Genomic DNA, 16581 nt, shown 5'->3' on the forward strand with positions numbered 1-16581 from the left:
GTTTCAGGCTTTAAATATAGTATTTTTCCCTGAATAAGGATTTATATTACAGGATTTCAGGATTTACAATTGCAGTAGGAGTGCCATTGGCATAGGCCAGTATATTTTCAAAAGCTTTACCGAAATACAATTCATAACTCTGTTGCTCCACATAACCCAGGTGCGGGGTGCAGATTACATTTGGCAGTTGCAATAAAGGGTAGTTAACGTCGTAAACAGGTTCATTTTCATAGACATCTACCGCTGCAAATCCGGGATTTCCCATTCCGAGTGCATTTTCCAATGCTCCTTCCTGAATCAGTTCCGCCCGGCTGATATTGACTATAATCGCAGTGGATTTCATGGTAGCAAGATCCAGTGCCGTTACACTGCCTGTTGTTTCAGGAACCAGTCTCAGGTGTAAAGAGATGACATCCGCCAAACGGAAAAAATCCATTTTATTCTCGGCACTTTCAAAACCGTCCGTTATTGCAGCAGTCCTTGACGTAAGGCTTCCCCAGACGATAACCCGCATGCCAAACGCCTTAGCATAATGAGCTACTTTTTTACCAATTTTCCCATAGCCCCATATTCCCAGTAGCTGTCCTTCCAATACCTGCCCGATATTGGTTTGCCAACGCCCTTCTTTCATTGCAGCGATAGCCTGTGGCAGCTGCCTTCTGGCATTAAGGATCAGGCTCCAGGCCAATTCAGCCGGAGCAGTAGGGGAGCCGCTACCTTCTGCCACGGCAACTTTGTGTTGGGAACAGGCGGCAAGATCAATATGAGACGCTATCTTCCCCGTTTGGCTAATTAGTTTAAGCCGGGGCAAACGGTCTAATAATCCTGCTGTAATTGGAGTGCGCTCCCGTATCATTACGAGCACATCGGCATCCTTAAAACGTTTTGCCAATGCTGCCTCATCGGAAACAGCATCATTGAAAACCGTAACATTATGCTCTTGTAGCAAACGGAAGCATTGTAATTTGGAAACAGCATTCTGGTAATCTTCGGGAATGATGATATTCATGGTGCTGTATTTAGGTCATAGTTAGAAAGCAGCGTTACGATTTTGTGCAATCCTTTTCCCTTGTTTGTCAACGTATAAAAAGTGTTATCTGCCCTTTTTTCTTTAATAAGTAAAAGGTCGTCCTGTAATTGTTTCAGCTGTAGGGAAAGGACCCGATCGCTTACAGTGGGTAATATTTTTTTAAACTCCGAATAGGTAAGTGCATTTTCCTGTAATGCAAACAATAGGGACAATTTCCAACGGCCACTAATCAGGGCTAAGGTCTTTGAAGCATTGCAGAAGTCATGCAACAGCATTTCATTTTCGAAGTTAACAGAGGTTACTTTTCGCATCACTAACAATTTTGTAAGTTGTATCTTTTGGATTGGGTTGCCGTAATTTTGTTCAAAAATAATTAAAAAATGAATCAGGATAACATTATTGGCTTTCATCATTTCGCTATTAAAGCACAGGATTTTGATGCAACAGTACAATTTTATACCACATTAGGGTTTGAAACCGTACACCATTGGGCATTACCCGATTTTCAGCTGGAGCGATGCTGTATGATGCGACACCGCCATTTCGGGAGTCATATTGAAATTTGTGACAGCAAGGCTAATTTTCCCACGCAGGGACGTAAAAAGCTCCCTAATGAAGATTATGTAGAGAATGCAATCATGCACCTCTGCTTTACGGTTAAAGATGCCCGGCTGGCTTACCATACTGCCATCCAAAATGGTGCTACTGCCTTGTCAGAAGTAACAACTCTGAACTTGCCAAACACTGATAAAAGTACTACAGTAACCAATGCATTGGTGTATAGCCCCAATGGGGAAGTGATTGAATTTTTAGAACAAGTGACTTTTTGAGACTTACGGGATAGCAATCTTTTTCCTACAGAATATTTAATATGACGCAATGCACTGACCTTTAGCCTATTTTAGGGCTGCCAAGCAAATGATGTCTTAATCTGTTATTTTTATGTCTTTTTAGGGCTCTTTTTTTGTGAATTCCACCTTAGATTTGCGCTCGCATAAAGAGATTATATCTTTTAATGCCATGGAAGAAGAGCAATAATAACATAAATATAAGAATGGAATACTACAAGACTAACAAAAGAAAGAATAAAATGGAATTAATTGGGATGGTTACTGGAATCCTGGTTTTTATTGGCGCCTTATGCTTTACGCTTTTTTTAGCTATTAGCGAATAAGTATTGAATTGATAAGCTGCTTAACTTAGCATGGTTGTATAAAATGAAAAAGCGGATTACTTTCCAAAAGTAATCCGCTTTTTTTATTGAATAGGAGAGGCGATCACAATTGGATGACGACTTTTCCAAAATGCTGCCCACTTGCGACGTACTGAAAAGCCTCCTTAAATGCCGAGAAAGGAAAGGCACGATCGATTACAGGTTTTAGGTTATTGTTTTCGATGGCGCGGTTCATGGCTTCAAAACTTGCTTTGGAACCTACCTGCAGCCCAATGATAGAAAGGCATTTCAGCATTATCCCATAAACATTGACCGAAGTATCGGCACCGCCCAACAGGCCAACTACGATGATTTTACCGCCCATTGCCATAGCAGTAATTGTTTTGTCGATACCGGTCCAACTGAGTTCTACGGCAAGATCAACCCCTTTCCCTCCGGTAAGCTCTAATACCTGTTGCTGCCAGTTGGGATGGGTAGTGGAATTTATGGTTGCATCTGCGCCCAGCAGTTTTGCTTTCGACAGTTTCTCGTCGGACCCTGAAGTGATAATTACCCGGGCACCAGCCAATTTTGCAAATTGCAGGGCAAAAATGGATACGCCGCCCGTACCTTGTAATAAAATAGTTTGCCCCGCTTGTATATTTCCTTTAGTATATAAGGCTTCCCAGGCACTCAGGCCGGCAATGGGAAGGGTAGCAGCTTCTGCCGGGGTCAGGTTTTTCGGGATTTTTACCAATCCTTCTTCGGGTAATGCCCAGTATTCTGAGAAAACCCCGGGACGGTCTGTTCCCAATCGGGTGGTCTGTTGCTCTTTGGTCAGCTTACCGGATTGCCAGGACTGTATAAATTGAGGGATGACCACATCACCTACATTGAATAAAGAAACCGCGGCTCCGATTTTTTCGACCACGCCTACGGCATCCGAACCTAAAACATGCGGTAATGCCGTACCAAAATCACCTTTTGTAATCATCAGGTCCAACTGGTTGAGTGCCATTGCGGTTGCTTTTACCAATACTTCTTTCGGCCCGATTTCCGGGATGGATTTTTCTTCCAGAGCGATATGCTCCAGGCCATACTGCCCTTTTATAACGATTGCTTTCATAATAGTATCATTTAATTTGAGCAAAGCTATTTATTCGATATCTTTGAAACAAGTATGTACTTTTTAGTACCCTACGAACTAAAAAGATACTATTATTGATTTACACTACTTTAAAAAAATGAAAAAAGACAAAAAATATAATGATATCCCTATTTGTTCAGTAGATTATGCCTTTCGGCGGATTGGTGGAAAGTACAAAGGACGAATTATCTGGTATCTGAGTCACAACAAAAATGTCCTGCGGTATGGAGAACTTCGTAAAATCATTACGGATATCACCCCGAAAATGCTCACACAGACTTTACGGGAACTTGAAGAGGATCGGTTGGTTACCCGGAAAGTATACCACGAAGTACCGCCCAAAGTGGAATATTCATTAACAGATGATGGCCAGGAATTGATCCCGTTCATCAATCACCTACGGGAATGGGGCGATAAACAAATGGAGAAGGACGAAAGGCTGGCGATTAAATGCTAATCGTAAACGATTTTATTGTAGTGTTTTAAGGTAATCCGCTGCAGTGGTAACTTTAGCATAGAAAAAGCTCAGTGCGGCTAAAAAAGAATGGTGTACTGCAGTGGCGTTTATCGTTTCACCATTAAGTTCAAGATCTTTAGTCGCACAGCAGTCGCTTAGCACCTCACAATGGAATCCAAAATCTTTAGCAGCGCGCACTGTGGCATCCACACACATGTGTGTCATCATCCCACAGATGACCAGTTCAGAAATGTTATTTTCCTGAAGGTATTCCAATAGTGTTGTTTCCCTGAAACTGTTGGGGTAATGTTTGGTAATTACCGTTTCAGTAGCTAACGGTGTTACTTCCTTGTAGATTTCCGCTCCGGGTGTATTGGTTTTGAAAAAGGTAGCTTCCGGACTTAGGGCAATATGTTGGATATGGATGATGGGAAGTTGTTGTTCCCGAAAGGTTTGTAATATTCCTTTTGTCTTTTGGGCGGCTTCTTCAGAACCCACAAGGCGCATGGTACCGTTTTCAAAATAATCATTCTGGATATCGATCAGGAGCAGTGCTTTTTTCATGGGTTTGCTTTTTAATTATTTCCTATGACTGTACTTAAGGAAGATAAATTTAATCAATTAAATTGATTTTGTAGGCACAACGCCTTCCGTTATGCAGGATATGTTCGGTACGTTCTATTGTGACTGTACTACCCAGTGCCTGCCGAAAGCTTTGCAGCTCTGCACGGCAGAAACCCTGGCATTCTGATGCCGCTGCACAGATAGGGCAGTGGTTCTCTATAAAAAAATAATCGGAATCTACTTTCTCCCATTCGGCCATATAACCTTCCTGGCTGCGTATTTCAACCAGGCGTTGCAACTTGTCCTCGAGTAGTGATAAAGATTCCAGTTCACGGCGGTAATGCTCTAATGACAGGCGCTCCCGTTCTTCAATCAAACGGTCAAGTGCCTCCTGTCCCAACATTTTTTTAACCGAATTCAGTAACTGTACGGTCAATTCGGCATGGGTATCCGGAAACCGCTTTTGGGCTTTATCAGTCAGCGAAAAAACAACGGTCGGCCGTCCTACACCTTTGGAAATCGATTCCGGGCTGATCCATCCGTCTTCGGTAAGCTTTAAGAGGTGCAGGCGTGTACCTTCATTGGTAATACCCAACGATTTTGCCAATAGGGAGGCTGGCTGTTTGCCCTTCATCTTAAGGTGCATCAGTATGCGTTCCTGGGTAGTGTCTACCCGTTTCGTAAGTTTGTCAGTTTTATTTTCCAAGTCTTTACTTGTTTTATAATGCAAATATAATAACTTTGCTGTAGTGTTAGCGCTATAATTATCATAAAAGCAAGAAACCAATAGGATGAAAGAGGAAACAATAGTCAATAAAGTAACCGCTTCGGGTATACAAAGCCTTGATTTGATGGCGTATTCCCCTACGGTTGAATTTGTTCATTTTGATATAGCGCCCTATCTCTATATGGGACTTATCATAAAGGAAAAAGAATTCCGTAAGGCCATGGAAACCATCGATTGGGCATCCTATGAAAACAAAGCCGTTTCAATCGGCTGTGCTGTAGAGGCCATTTTGCCACAATGGGTTTTTATGGATATTGCCAGCAAACTCTATCCCTATGCGTTTGCTGTAATAGAAGGAACGCCAGATTTACATAAGGAACAGCTTTGGGCTGAAAAACTGATGGAGCAGGATTTCGGAATTTTTACAGGACAGAAAGTGACCCTTATTGCCAATCCCGATGTCCCGGTTGCTTTATATGTATTGGCGACCAATCTGCTTACCGGTAGTGTGGCTTCTTTGATGTATGGGGAACCAGGATTGCCAAAAGTGATTTATAAGAAAGCAAAATAATAGAACATCCGGATCTAAAATTTTTTTTGAATCCGGATTTCAATGACATAGTACCGGGGCTTACCGTTTGACATATTTAGCTTTAGTTTCAATTTAAAGCAGTCCCGGTATTTTTCTTTCGATTAAAAATTATTTTTCAACCAGTGTACAGCCGCCTTTATTTTGCTGTCTTTTTTAAGATCTTCAAAGTTATCTCCGCCCACGATTAGGGTATCAGGTACGAGTTTGTAGCTGTAACGCACCCCATTGCGGTCTATTGGATAAGCTATTGCAAGATTGAGCCCGGAATTGGAATTTAATTCGAAACCCTGATTGGCCGTCGTATACCCGGCTGTATTTTCACCCAAAAGAATACTGTTCTTCCGTCCTTTAGTTGCGATTGCAGTCATCTCCCCTGAGCTTGCAGTATAACTGCTTACCAATACCACCAAAGGGATGTTTTTGGGAATCGGAAAACCATCATAATCTGCGATGGCGACTTTAGTGCTGTCCACAAAAAAAGTTCCGTTTTTAATACTCCATACCCCGTCCGGTTTACCATCAGACGTGATAAAACCGCCTACTTTTTCGTCCTGTCCAATAAGATCGCTCAGGCCCGCAATCATAGGATACATATTGCCTCCTGTATTGTTTCTTAAATCAATGATCCATCCTTTTACCGATTTGCTGCTTACCTGGCTAATGGCTTTTTTGATGTCCCGGGTAATGCTGTCCATCTTACTCGTATTAAAATCATTATTCCCCGGAACACGGATGTAAGCGATGTTCTTGGAAATGAGCACCGATGTGACATTAGTGTACCGGGCCACTGCTTTTTCCACCGCCTTATTGGGGATTATTGATTCTGTACCGTCCCATTTATAGGTTTTATTGTTGTAGAGCAAGGCACCATGATGGTCATCAATGGCTTCAAAAATATACGGATAGAGTGGTAGTATATCTTCATAATTTTTTGACTGTGCGCTTTTATCGTGCAGTTCCTTCCGGAAATCCACCCAGTTGATTTTATCGCGGTTTAAAGCATTTTTAGCGATAATGTCAAGGCTTTTATCTAAGTACACCCGAACACTGTCGGCATTATTTTGTGCGGTCAGGGTGTTGCATAATACACAGCAAAGTAGGAAGGGCAGCGCGTAATTTGTAATGATTTTAATTGTCATTGGGTGTATAGGATGAGTTTTATGGTGCATTGAGATAGGCATGCCGTATGAGATCATTTTTGTCCGTAATTACAATCTTATTATGATCTTTGATCAGGAAGTTCCGATCGCTTACGGCTAATACGTCTTCATAATAATGGTCGGTTAAAACGATGCCTTTAGATTCTTTTAAATGGAGCAGGGTATTTTTGATGGCTTCTTTATACAGCGGTTCTACCATCGAAAAAGGTTCGTCGAGGAGTAAGAAGTCGTGATTGAGGTGACCGATCAGCAGCAATTCGAAGTAGCGAAGTTGTCCTAAGGATAGTTCCCCAATACGGCGGTTTTCAAACCCATGCACGCCGGGAGCATAAAAAATCAGGTCCTGGTCTTTTCCATCGGGATATACCAACGGAATCATATCGCGTACTTTCTTTCTTTTTGGCAGAAAACTGTGCTGGGGCAAATAGGCTATTTTTTGCTGTGGAATTACAGATTGAGGCAGCAGTATTTCGGAATTGTAGCGCAATGTGATCGATTGCGCCTTCTGAACACCGTAAATGGTTTTGAGCAGTGACGATTTTCCACTTCCATTCCTGCCGAAAATGCCGATGATTTCTCCCGTTTTACAGTCCAAACTGATATTTTGCAATACCATTTTAGAACCATAGGAAAGGTGTACATTTTCAATTTCAAGTAGATTCATACGGTACAGAGGAATATAATGAAGAGCATTAAAAGCGTTATTGCCAGATTAAGGATCCCTGCCCGCAGCATAAGGTTTCTTTTGCTGTATCCTAAATTGCTATAGAGGAAGTATTCCTTTTTTTTAAATTGCTGAAAGCCCAAAAGGCCAATCAGGGTTCCTACTGTACCAAAAATAATCAGTCCCCATTGTAGTCCATAAAAGACACCAAAAATCATAGAAAATAAAAGATTATACAGGTTTACATCCTGATAATAGTGCCAGAAAGCTCTTGGATTATTCATTATCGGTTAGGCTGATTCATGCTGTTATGGTATTATTTACAGTGCTTTTTATCCTATGTTGAGTATAAAAAGCAGGCTTTTCATTATGATTCTTTTATTTCACCAGTATCGGGCTGGCTTTGTCATTATAGTAGCTCAGCACTTTCCGGGCTTCGGCAGGAGTCACTATTTTCAGCTCGGTATTTTCCAAAGCTTCTTCTTCTGGCATCATGGATCGTGATAACAATAATTTAAAAATTTCTTTTTCTTCTTTCAGTTCCGGTTTGGGGGTTCTGCCGGAAAGATACTTTTCATAGGCATCAGCCATAGCAAGCCAGATCCTGATTTCGTTATCCGGATTCAGGTCCCGTTCAAAATTGGTAATGGATTCTTCCAGGCTTACCGGATATACATTGGCAAAAACAGCTTGTATTTTGGTTACTTTCTGTAATTGTTCCGCTGTTAGCGAATCCTGTAGTATTTCCGTTTGGTGCAATGTACCGGGTTGTGGGACTTTCTGTGGTTCCGCAGGCTCCTTTTTACAGGAAATAAGGAACACTAAAAGTAATAGGGAGTATAGTGTTTTTTTCATGGATGCAGGTAATTTAAAAATTAGAAGCACGCTATAGTTCATAGAGAAGCGGGAATAATACTCCAAATTTACATAATATTTGATTGTCTATTGAAATAGTGCCACTTATTGTTCTACTGAAGATTTGGATTTACTTTTTGACGCATAGCTGAAGATCATTAGAAAACATACCGGAACCAGGACACAGGCCGTGGCATATACTTCTTTGGGGATGCTATAGCCTAAAACATCCAAAACTTCCAGGCCTATAATTATAGAAAATAGGATACTAATTAAGACCAGGAACAATTGCATTTTGTAAAAGGCTATTGCTTTGTTTTCCGGGGTTAGTGCCATAGGGAAATTTGTATATTTTGGATTGCGGATTATATAATAGATAAAAAGCAGCAGGGCCAGGTTGAGTACGACCGTAAGCCAAACGTATGTCTTATTCCCATATCCATCAATTGTCCCGGAAATATCACGGTGTATGGCTATAGTTTCGGGAAGTATGGCATAATTGAAAATAAGTAATAGTGTATAGGCCACCAGGATCAGGACACTGCAGGAATAAAGTAGGGTAATCTTTTTGGGAAGCATTGTATGCTACATTTTATAAAATTAGTGTAAAAGTTTTTTTCTTCTGGTAATTTTTTCTATTGTTTACTACCACTTTTCGCGTGCTATGAGGCTTGTGATATGGGCTAAGTGGTGATTGCAATGCCAGGCATAAATACCCATATTTTCTGCAAGGGTAATTTCTTTTCCCTGTTCGGGATGTATAAAAGTGCGTTGCAGGGTTGTGGTATCGAGGGATTGTAATAAAACGTTCCAACGCTGGTGCAATCCTTCTAAAAGCAGCAATGCCGGTTCAATAGCCATATGGCTGTCGGGCAATTCCGCCCATCGGTCTTCAAAATACGGCTGGATGACTGGATTTTCCTCCGTCAGGGCAAGTTTAAATCGGATCAGGCTGTTCATGTGGCTGTCAGAACAGTGGTGTATTACCTGGCGAACAGACCAGCCGCCGGGACGATAGGGCGTATCAAGTTGTGTCTCGGAGAGGGAAGCTACGGCTGTGCGCAGGCGTTCCGGAAAAGCTGCAATAGCATACCGATACTCCTCTAATAAGGCTGCTGTAAAAATCGTAGGTTTCTGAAAATGCCCGATCGGGTATTGTAAGGCTGTAAGATCCATAGCGCTAAATTGTTTTTATTTGACCAATTGGAACGTATAAAAAGGTTTGCCTTTGGCATCGCTATACCGTTTCCAGTTGCCAGAGGCTGTGGGGTCGTTGAATTCGGTATCGGCTACGGGAGCAATTTCAAAAGCGGTAAACCAACTTTGGGGACTCCCCCCGTTTTTCTTAAATCCGATCCTTCGGGCCAGTATGCTGTCGCGTGGTGGTACATCAAAGGATTGATTGTAAGGATAGGATCCCAGTGTTCCACTATATTTTATGACGGTTGCATTGAAGTGTACCGGTTGGTCAGAATTATTTTTGACATAAAAGGAAGTCATCGGAAAACGGCCGCAACTTACTGTTATGAAAATGAGCAGTAGTAGGAAGTATTTTTTCATCACCTTTATTTTGTGCTAAAGATCTGTATTTATTTCTACATTTAATACTACTGCATGAGGTCTTTTTTAAGGCTTAGGCAACGTGACCAGAAGCTTAGGCAACGCGGCAAGAAGCTTAGGCAATGCGGCCAATGGGGTCAAATCTCCGTAACCTACATCGACAAAATGGTTTTTACTTTATTGACCAGAAGCAAAGAGGGCGTGACAAAAAGCAAAGAAGGTGTGACAAAAAGCAAAGAGGGCGTGACAAGAGGCAAAGAAGGCGTGACAAGAGGTAAAGAAGGCGTGACCAGAAGCAAAGAAGGCGTGACAAGAGGCAAAGAAGGCGTGACCAGAAGCAAAGAAGGCGTGACAAGAGGTAAAGAAGGCGTGACAAGAAGCAAAGAGGGCGTGACAAGAGGTAAAGAAGGCGTGGCAAGAGAGACTGGTCGAAATTTTGTGTAAACAGTTCTTAGTGTTTAATATTACACCTTTCTCCAAATATGACCAAGAACTGATTCATGATTAATCCCCAGCTTGGTATTGCATTTATCCAGCTTTTTTCACAATTTTGTATTGCTAAATAGACTGATTTCTTGACGCTTTTTTCATCTGGGAACTGCACTTTTGTTTTGGTATATTTTCTAATTCCCCTGTTTAAGTTTTCTATTGTATTTGTGGTGTACATTATTTTCCTGATTTCAGCAGGATAGGCCAAAAAAGGCATGAGATTTTCCCAATTCTTTTCCCAGGAGCAAACGGCATATTTATATTTTGCTTCCCAGTTTTTTTTAAATTCAGCCAGAGCTAAAACGGCTTCTTCCTGATTTATTGCAGTATATACTTCTTTCATTGCACTGCAAAATGCTTTTCTATCCTTAACTACTACAAACTTAAGGCTATTCCTTATTTGATGAACAATGCAAAGCTGGGATTCTGTATTTGGAAAAACACCTCTGATAGCTTTTGTAAATCCGGTAAGGTTATCTGTACAGGCAATGAGAATATCCTTTACTCCACGAGATTTTATGTCAGAGAGTACAGTCATCCAAAATGAAGCCGACTCTTCTTTATTTAGCCACATTCCTAATACTTCTTTCTTACCATCTGTTTTTAGTCCGATTACAATGTAAATTGCATGGTTTTCATATTTCCCATCTGTTCTTACTTTCATATGCACAGCATCCATCCAAACAATCAGATACTGTGGTTCTAAAGCCCTTTTAGTCCATAAATCAACATCAGCCAGTATTCTATCAGAGATGGTCGAAATCGTGGACTCACTTACTGATATCCCATAAACTTCTTTAACTTGTTCTACAATATCACTACGGGTCATTCCACGACTGTACATTCCTAAAATAGCATCTTCAATCTTTTCACTCATCGATTGGCCTTTTCCGATGACCTGAGGCTCGAATTCACCATTTCTATCCCGGGGAATAGCCAGGACCATATTGCCCAAAGTCTCTGATTTTATATTCTTTGAGAAAGAACCATTACGGCTATTGCCTGTATTGTATCCGTCAATATTATGCTTCTCATATCCCAGATGAGCATCCAATTCTCCCTGGAGTAGTTGTTCAATGCCTTGTTTATACAGGTCTTGAAAAAAAGTATGGAAGTCTTCTTTGTTTTTAAATTGCTTTGCAAAATCTTTGGGTAATTTACCATCTTCGATCATAATCCGCTCTTTTTAAATTATTTAAATGTAGTTCTTTTAAATTCTATACTTAATGATCTGTTGTTTTTTGGCTAAGCCTTAAAATCTCAAATCAAATTAAAATCAATTTCTACGTTTACACAATCTAACGACTACTCCCTGACCAAAGCGTAGAAGGTGTGGCAATAAAAAGGCAGGCTGTAAAACGTATAAGGGGTAACCGTGCGATTGTATACAGTAAGAATTGAGATTTGATAGTAGTATTTTTTTTGATCAAGCTAGAAATCAAGCGGTGTGGTGGGGTCTATAGTTTACGTAAAACCATAAAAAAAATCTAAAATTTAAATTGCACTATTCGCAGAATGAAATATTTTAAAGTAAAAGCAGCGGTATTCTAATATTTTTTATACTTTTGCCAATACAAAGTTAAATTTGTGCTCCCCTTCCTACTGTAAAAATTAATACACCATCTTATCGTATGCAAAAAATTACCACCTTATTCCTATTGGGATTGGGCCTCTATGGCTATTCCCAGGACATCCTTTGGGAGAAATCCTATGGCGGCCAGCACGCCGAATACTTGTTTGATGCCCAGCCTACTGCCGACTATGGTTTTATACTGGCAGGCAGCTACTTATCTAAAAAGACAGGCAAGAAAACCGAAGACAATAATGGCGATTTGGACTTCTGGCTTTGGAAGATGGATGAAAAAGGGCAGGATGAATGGCAGAAAAACATTGGCGGTTCGGGAGCCGACTTATTGCAAAGTATTCGCACCACGCATGATGGTGGTTTTATCCTGGCCGGCACCTCCGAATCGAATAAGGGATTTGCAAAACTCCATGACGGAAAAGGCAAGGAAGATTACTGGATCATAAAACTCAATGCCAAAGGCGATGAGCAGTGGCAACAAACCTTTGGCGGCAGTGGACAGGACCGGGTGACGGCAGTGATCCAAACCCGTGATGGCGGTTATTTTATCGGTGGCTCCAGTAGTAGTAGCCTGGACAAAAAGAACCTGCAGGACCCTACCGGGAAATCGGAAGCGAGCCGTGGGAATTTGGACTATTGGGTGATCAAGCTCGATAGCAAAGGCAAAATGGAATGGCAGAAAACAATGGGCGGCCAATATGCTGATATCTTAGAAAGCTTACAACAAACCACCGACGGTGGGTATATCTTAGGCGGGTATTCCAACAGTCCATCGGGCGTTTTGGAAGATGGCCGTCGTAGTGATAAATCGGAAGATGTGTTGGGTTATGGTGATTTCTGGATCGTAAAATTAGATGCCAAAGGTGAAGAAGAATGGCAACAGACTTTAGGGGGTGAAGGGGACGATCATTTGTACAGCATCATCCAAACCCAGGATGGCAATTATATCGCTGCGGGCAATTCCAACAGCAACCGCTTACCCAAAGGCGGCAGTACCCGCGACACCGATTTCTGGCTCATTAAACTCGATGCAACCGGCCAACCGCTGTGGAGCCGTGCCTACGACTTTGGCAAAACGGATATCCTGACTTCCTTGACTGAAAATAAAGATCGAACGCTGATGGTGGGTGGCTATTCCAAAAGCAGCAATGTACCGGGCAGTAAAAAGAAAGACAAAGAAGGCATTAACGATTATATCGCACTGAAACTCTCCGCTACCGGAGACGAATTGTGGAGTAAAACGGTAGGCAGTAATGGCGAAGACCTGTTAAAGAAATTGGTCGAAACCCGTGATGGCGGTTATATCCTAGCGGGTACTTCCACACCCAATCCAGCCTCAGTAACCGCCTACAACAAAGGCAACTCCCGGGACCGGAATACGGCTATTGGGAAAAATGACTTCTGGGTGGTAAAACTTTTAGACAAAGACAAACCCAAAGACAACCGCCTCAACATACAGGCCGTACCGAATCCTGCGCAGCAGTTTACCAACGTGATTGTAGGCTATGAATATAACACCGGAAATGCTTTTGTCTACGATTTAGGTGGCCGTTTACTGCAAAGTTTTGCCATTGAAAACCGTACGGTTCCGGTAGACTTAAGCACGTATCCTGAAGGCATCTATATCGTACAAATCAAAACCGATGTACAGGAAGATTCGGTGAAGGTGGTGAAAGGAATTGAAAAACATTAATACTACAAAATATTTTAAATGAAACGATTATTACAAGTATTACAATTATATAGCCTAATGGCCTGCAGTTGGGGCTATGGACAGACTGCTACCTATCCTTCGGTGGTGGCACCGGAAGCTTCGATCGCTTCGCTGATGCGCTTTGAAGAATTTGCAGTGAGCAACTATACGGGTGTTCCGGATGTATCCATCCCTTTATTTAGCCTGCCCACCAAGAGCAAGGATGTGAGCCTGCAAATGGCATTGGGATACCATCCTTCTTCAGTTTCGGTATATGAAGGCATTGGGGAATGTGGCCGGGGCTGGAGCCTTTTTGCAGGCGGTGTTATTTCCCGTACTGTTATTGGTGATGTGGATGAAGTGATCCTGCAACAGGGGATGAACCAGACCGATGATGTGTACCAGTTTAACTTTATGGGGCATATGGGGCGTTTTTATATGAAAAAGGATGCCTCCGGGGCTTTAAATATCAGGGTTTTGGAAAACAAAGGCGCCAAACTGGCACTGACTTTTGTACAGCATCCTACTAATTATACCATCACATCCTTTACCATTTATGATGATAAAGGGAACAAGTTTGTATTTGAAGAGAGGGACCGGGAAGTACAGTACATCTATACTACCTTCCGGACATTTAACGGATCCTACCACCTGAGTAAAGTATATGATAATAACGGGATTGAACTGATGGGTTTTACCTATCAGGACAATGTGGTCCAGGTGCCCGGTGACGGAAGCGGCCAATTGATCCTGCCCAGGATTTATAAAAAGACAAAAGAAATTACTGTCCCGGGTTATGGAAAAGTAGGCTTTACCTATAGTACCCTTGCTGGAAATACATCGAAACTTACGGAATTATTATTAAGTGACCAATTTGGGACGCCGGTACGAAAAGCCAAACTAATTGGTGCCTTAAAAGAAGTGGTGCTTTCCGATCCCGCGGAAACCCTTAAGGAATCCTATAAACTTACCTATGGTAGCGTGGAGGAACCTGGCTCCGGTAGGTTTGGTGCGGATAAATGGGGTTACCGCAATTATACCCCTTCCTGTCTTGGATTGTGGTATGACCTGGATAAAACCGAACCCTCCCTGGTTACTGGTGGGGTATTGGAAAAAATGACCCTGCCTACGGGCGGCTGTATTATCTATGGGTATGAATCCAATACATTTGGAAATTCCCGGAAGTTCAATCCCGATACGCAGCAAATGGAAGAAGGCCCGTTTGATGTGGAATCGTATTATAAGGAAGACTATTACAACTACCTGCCGGAGAACCATATTGTGGAAACCATTGGCAACGCGGCTTTTACCCCGGGAGGCACTAATATCACCCTTTTCCGGGTAACGGCAGCCAATCCTACGATTTATATCCAGGCAGAGGGATTTCCCTATACGATCGGCGGGATTGAAAATGGGAATGGGAATAACAACTTATACCCTCGATTTACAATAAGCGGCCCCGGGCTTGCTGAGACCACCTTAGAGCAGGGAAGCAATTATGAATCGAGCTGTATGGGGAATAAATTTACCTTAAGCCCTGGATTTTATACCATTAGTATCCTTACCGTTGCTAATGCCCATGGGGATGGACAGGTGACTATACGAACCCGAAAGCGCAACCCGAATGTCAAGAAATGGTTTTATGGCGGAGGGATCCGGATTAGGGAAATAGGGTATTTTGATGCAGATGCCCCTTACAACTACTACCGGAACAAGGCACATGCCAATAGTATGGGGTATTTCCCGGTGCGGGAAAAACGATATGCGTACCACTTTTTTGGAGAGCCTAACAGCAGTAGCGGTTATGTTGCTTACGATGGATTTTACCTGCCTACCAATGCGCGGGCGCGTAAAGAACAGATTGGGTACCAAAACGTCACGGTATATGATACCGGAGTTGGGGTAGCCAATGGAAGAACGGAATATACTTATACGGTACCCCGGGTCAATAATGTGGGCAATGAACTGGTACAAACCTATTACGATTACAAACGGGGACTGGTGACCAACCAAAAGGTCTATAACAGTGCCAACGAACTGCAGGCTTCTACCGATTTTACGTATGAGTATGTAGAAAGCCCTGATTTTAATGTTTTATACAACCATCCGGCGCTGAACGAAAAGCTGGGCTGGGCAAAACTGGTGGGTAAAACCAGTAAGAACTATTACAGTAACAGCGCTACGCCGGTTACCGTGACCGAAAATTTTACCTATAGCAACCTGAACCGAAAGCCATTGAGCCAGACCATCGCCTTTGGTAATGGCGATACCCAAAAAACGGAATATACCTACCATAACGGGAACTCGACCTTATCGCAAAACCGGATCTCAATGCCCGAAACGGTTAAGACTTATGAAAATGGGGAATTATTATCGGCTACTACAATCAATTATAGCAATGCCTGGCCCTTAAATGTGTCCTACCTGCCTTCTTTTATAGCCTCCAGCAAAGGCCCACAGGGTGTTTTAAAACCCCTTACCCGGTATACCTTATACGATGACCATAGTAATGTATTGGAAGCCCGTGCCGAAAACGGTATACCAACACTATATATCTGGGGGTATAATAAGACGCTGCTGATAGCCAAAATTGAGAATATGGCTTATGCTTCGCTTACAACGATTATCAACAGGCAGGTTTCTTTGGCGGTCACGGCCTCCAATACCGCCAATAATGAAGCGGCATTACTAACCGCACTTGCGAATCTGCGGCTGAACCTGCCTGCTGGTGCTATGGTAACGACGTATACCTATAAACCACTCATTGGTATCAGTACCGTTACAGATGTCAAAAACGACCGGTTGAATTATTTTTATGATGTCCAGGGGCGATTGCTCATGGTAAAAAATAAAAACAACCAGATTGTATCAGAGCAGGAATACCATTCTAAAACCCAAAACTAAG

At 42.2% G+C, this 16581-nt stretch carries 19 protein-coding genes; 6 read left to right on the forward strand and 13 right to left on the reverse strand.

The window, feature by feature from the left end:
* Positions 1-46 precede the first annotated feature (46 nt).
* A complete protein-coding gene (locus FK004_RS13720; RefSeq protein ID WP_108737774.1) occupies positions 47-1009 on the reverse strand; it encodes a D-2-hydroxyacid dehydrogenase family protein in 963 nt (320 codons plus the stop codon).
* Positions 1006-1341 carry a winged helix-turn-helix transcriptional regulator gene (locus tag FK004_RS13725; RefSeq protein ID WP_108738848.1) on the reverse strand — a complete coding sequence of 112 codons (336 nt, stop codon included), beginning with the start codon at positions 1339-1341 and terminating at the stop codon, positions 1006-1008. Before FK004_RS13725 ends, FK004_RS13720 begins: the two co-directional genes overlap by 4 nt.
* A 69-nt stretch (positions 1342-1410) precedes the next feature.
* On the opposite strand from FK004_RS13725, the gene FK004_RS13730 reads away from it, so the two are divergent.
* Positions 1411-1860 (forward strand): VOC family protein, encoded by a 450-nt coding sequence (locus tag FK004_RS13730; RefSeq protein WP_108737775.1) that lies wholly within the window; start codon positions 1411-1413, stop codon positions 1858-1860.
* 447 nt (positions 1861-2307) lie between these two features.
* On the opposite strand, the gene FK004_RS13735 is transcribed toward FK004_RS13730, so the two are convergent.
* The gene (locus FK004_RS13735; RefSeq protein ID WP_108737776.1) at positions 2308-3309 is read right to left on the reverse strand and encodes a zinc-dependent alcohol dehydrogenase family protein; all 1002 of its coding nucleotides are present in this window, start codon (positions 3307-3309) and stop codon (positions 2308-2310) included.
* Positions 3310-3427: 118 nt separating this feature from the next.
* Between FK004_RS13735 and FK004_RS13740 the strand changes: the two genes are divergently transcribed.
* The gene (locus FK004_RS13740) at positions 3428-3787 is read left to right on the forward strand and encodes a winged helix-turn-helix transcriptional regulator (RefSeq protein WP_108737777.1); all 360 of its coding nucleotides are present in this window, start codon (positions 3428-3430) and stop codon (positions 3785-3787) included.
* Between the two features lie 12 nt (positions 3788-3799).
* Here FK004_RS13740 and FK004_RS13745 read toward each other — a convergent pair whose 3' ends face one another.
* Both FK004_RS13745 and FK004_RS13750 read right to left on the reverse strand, forming a co-directional pair.
* A complete protein-coding gene (locus FK004_RS13745) occupies positions 3800-4351 on the reverse strand; it encodes a cysteine hydrolase family protein (protein ID WP_108737778.1) in 552 nt (183 codons plus the stop codon).
* Positions 4352-4400: 49 nt separating this feature from the next.
* Positions 4401-5057 (reverse strand): helix-turn-helix transcriptional regulator, encoded by a 657-nt coding sequence (locus FK004_RS13750; protein WP_227871605.1) that lies wholly within the window; start codon positions 5055-5057, stop codon positions 4401-4403.
* Between the two features lie 85 nt (positions 5058-5142).
* Between FK004_RS13750 and FK004_RS13755 the strand changes: the two genes are divergently transcribed.
* Positions 5143-5649 (forward strand): DUF2480 family protein, encoded by a 507-nt coding sequence (locus tag FK004_RS13755; RefSeq protein ID WP_108737779.1) that lies wholly within the window; start codon positions 5143-5145, stop codon positions 5647-5649.
* A gap of 122 nt (positions 5650-5771) precedes the next feature.
* Here FK004_RS13755 and FK004_RS13760 read toward each other — a convergent pair whose 3' ends face one another.
* The 7 genes from FK004_RS13760 to FK004_RS13790 all read right to left on the reverse strand — a co-directional run bounded on the left by FK004_RS13760 (position 5772) and on the right by FK004_RS13790 (position 9909).
* Entirely contained in the window at positions 5772-6809 is a 1038-nt protein-coding gene (locus FK004_RS13760; RefSeq protein ID WP_157956110.1) for a S41 family peptidase, read from the reverse strand.
* A 19-nt stretch (positions 6810-6828) separates the two neighbouring features.
* A complete protein-coding gene (locus tag FK004_RS13765; RefSeq protein WP_108737781.1) occupies positions 6829-7494 on the reverse strand; it encodes an ATP-binding cassette domain-containing protein in 666 nt (221 codons plus the stop codon).
* Positions 7491-7778 carry a hypothetical protein gene (locus FK004_RS13770; RefSeq protein ID WP_108737782.1) on the reverse strand — a complete coding sequence of 96 codons (288 nt, stop codon included), beginning with the start codon at positions 7776-7778 and terminating at the stop codon, positions 7491-7493. The genes FK004_RS13765 and FK004_RS13770 overlap by 4 nt, the downstream gene beginning before the upstream one ends.
* A 94-nt stretch (positions 7779-7872) precedes the next feature.
* Positions 7873-8349, reverse strand: a complete 477-nt coding sequence (locus FK004_RS13775; RefSeq protein WP_108737783.1) for a hypothetical protein — start codon at positions 8347-8349, stop codon at positions 7873-7875.
* 105 nt (positions 8350-8454) lie between these two features.
* Positions 8455-8928, reverse strand: coding sequence for a DUF1648 domain-containing protein (locus FK004_RS13780; RefSeq protein WP_108737784.1), 474 nt, complete (start codon positions 8926-8928; stop codon positions 8455-8457).
* A gap of 66 nt (positions 8929-8994) precedes the next feature.
* Entirely contained in the window at positions 8995-9525 is a 531-nt protein-coding gene (locus tag FK004_RS13785) for a YfiT family bacillithiol transferase (protein WP_108737785.1), read from the reverse strand.
* A gap of 15 nt (positions 9526-9540) precedes the next feature.
* Positions 9541-9909, reverse strand: coding sequence for a hypothetical protein (locus FK004_RS13790; RefSeq protein WP_108737786.1), 369 nt, complete (start codon positions 9907-9909; stop codon positions 9541-9543).
* A 165-nt stretch (positions 9910-10074) separates the two neighbouring features.
* On the opposite strand from FK004_RS13790, the gene FK004_RS13795 reads away from it, so the two are divergent.
* Positions 10075-10353 carry a hypothetical protein gene (locus FK004_RS13795; protein WP_157956111.1) on the forward strand — a complete coding sequence of 93 codons (279 nt, stop codon included), beginning with the start codon at positions 10075-10077 and terminating at the stop codon, positions 10351-10353.
* Positions 10354-10360: 7 nt separating this feature from the next.
* Here the strand turns inward: FK004_RS13795 and FK004_RS13800 are convergent, their stop codons facing one another.
* A complete protein-coding gene (locus FK004_RS13800) occupies positions 10361-11572 on the reverse strand; it encodes an IS256 family transposase (protein ID WP_108735429.1) in 1212 nt (403 codons plus the stop codon).
* A gap of 457 nt (positions 11573-12029) precedes the next feature.
* On the opposite strand from FK004_RS13800, the gene FK004_RS13805 reads away from it, so the two are divergent.
* Both FK004_RS13805 and FK004_RS13810 read left to right on the forward strand, forming a co-directional pair.
* Positions 12030-13676: a T9SS type A sorting domain-containing protein gene (locus FK004_RS13805; protein ID WP_108737788.1), complete on the forward strand. Its 1647-nt coding sequence runs from the start codon at positions 12030-12032 to the stop codon at positions 13674-13676.
* Positions 13677-13694: 18 nt separating this feature from the next.
* Positions 13695-16580, forward strand: coding sequence for a hypothetical protein (locus FK004_RS13810; protein WP_108737789.1), 2886 nt, complete (start codon positions 13695-13697; stop codon positions 16578-16580).
* The last annotated feature ends 1 nt before the right edge of the window (position 16581 follow it).

Origin of the sequence: Flavobacterium kingsejongi, from assembly GCF_003076475.1 — a bacterium.
Lineage (GTDB): Bacteria > Bacteroidota > Bacteroidia > Flavobacteriales > Flavobacteriaceae > Flavobacterium > Flavobacterium kingsejongi.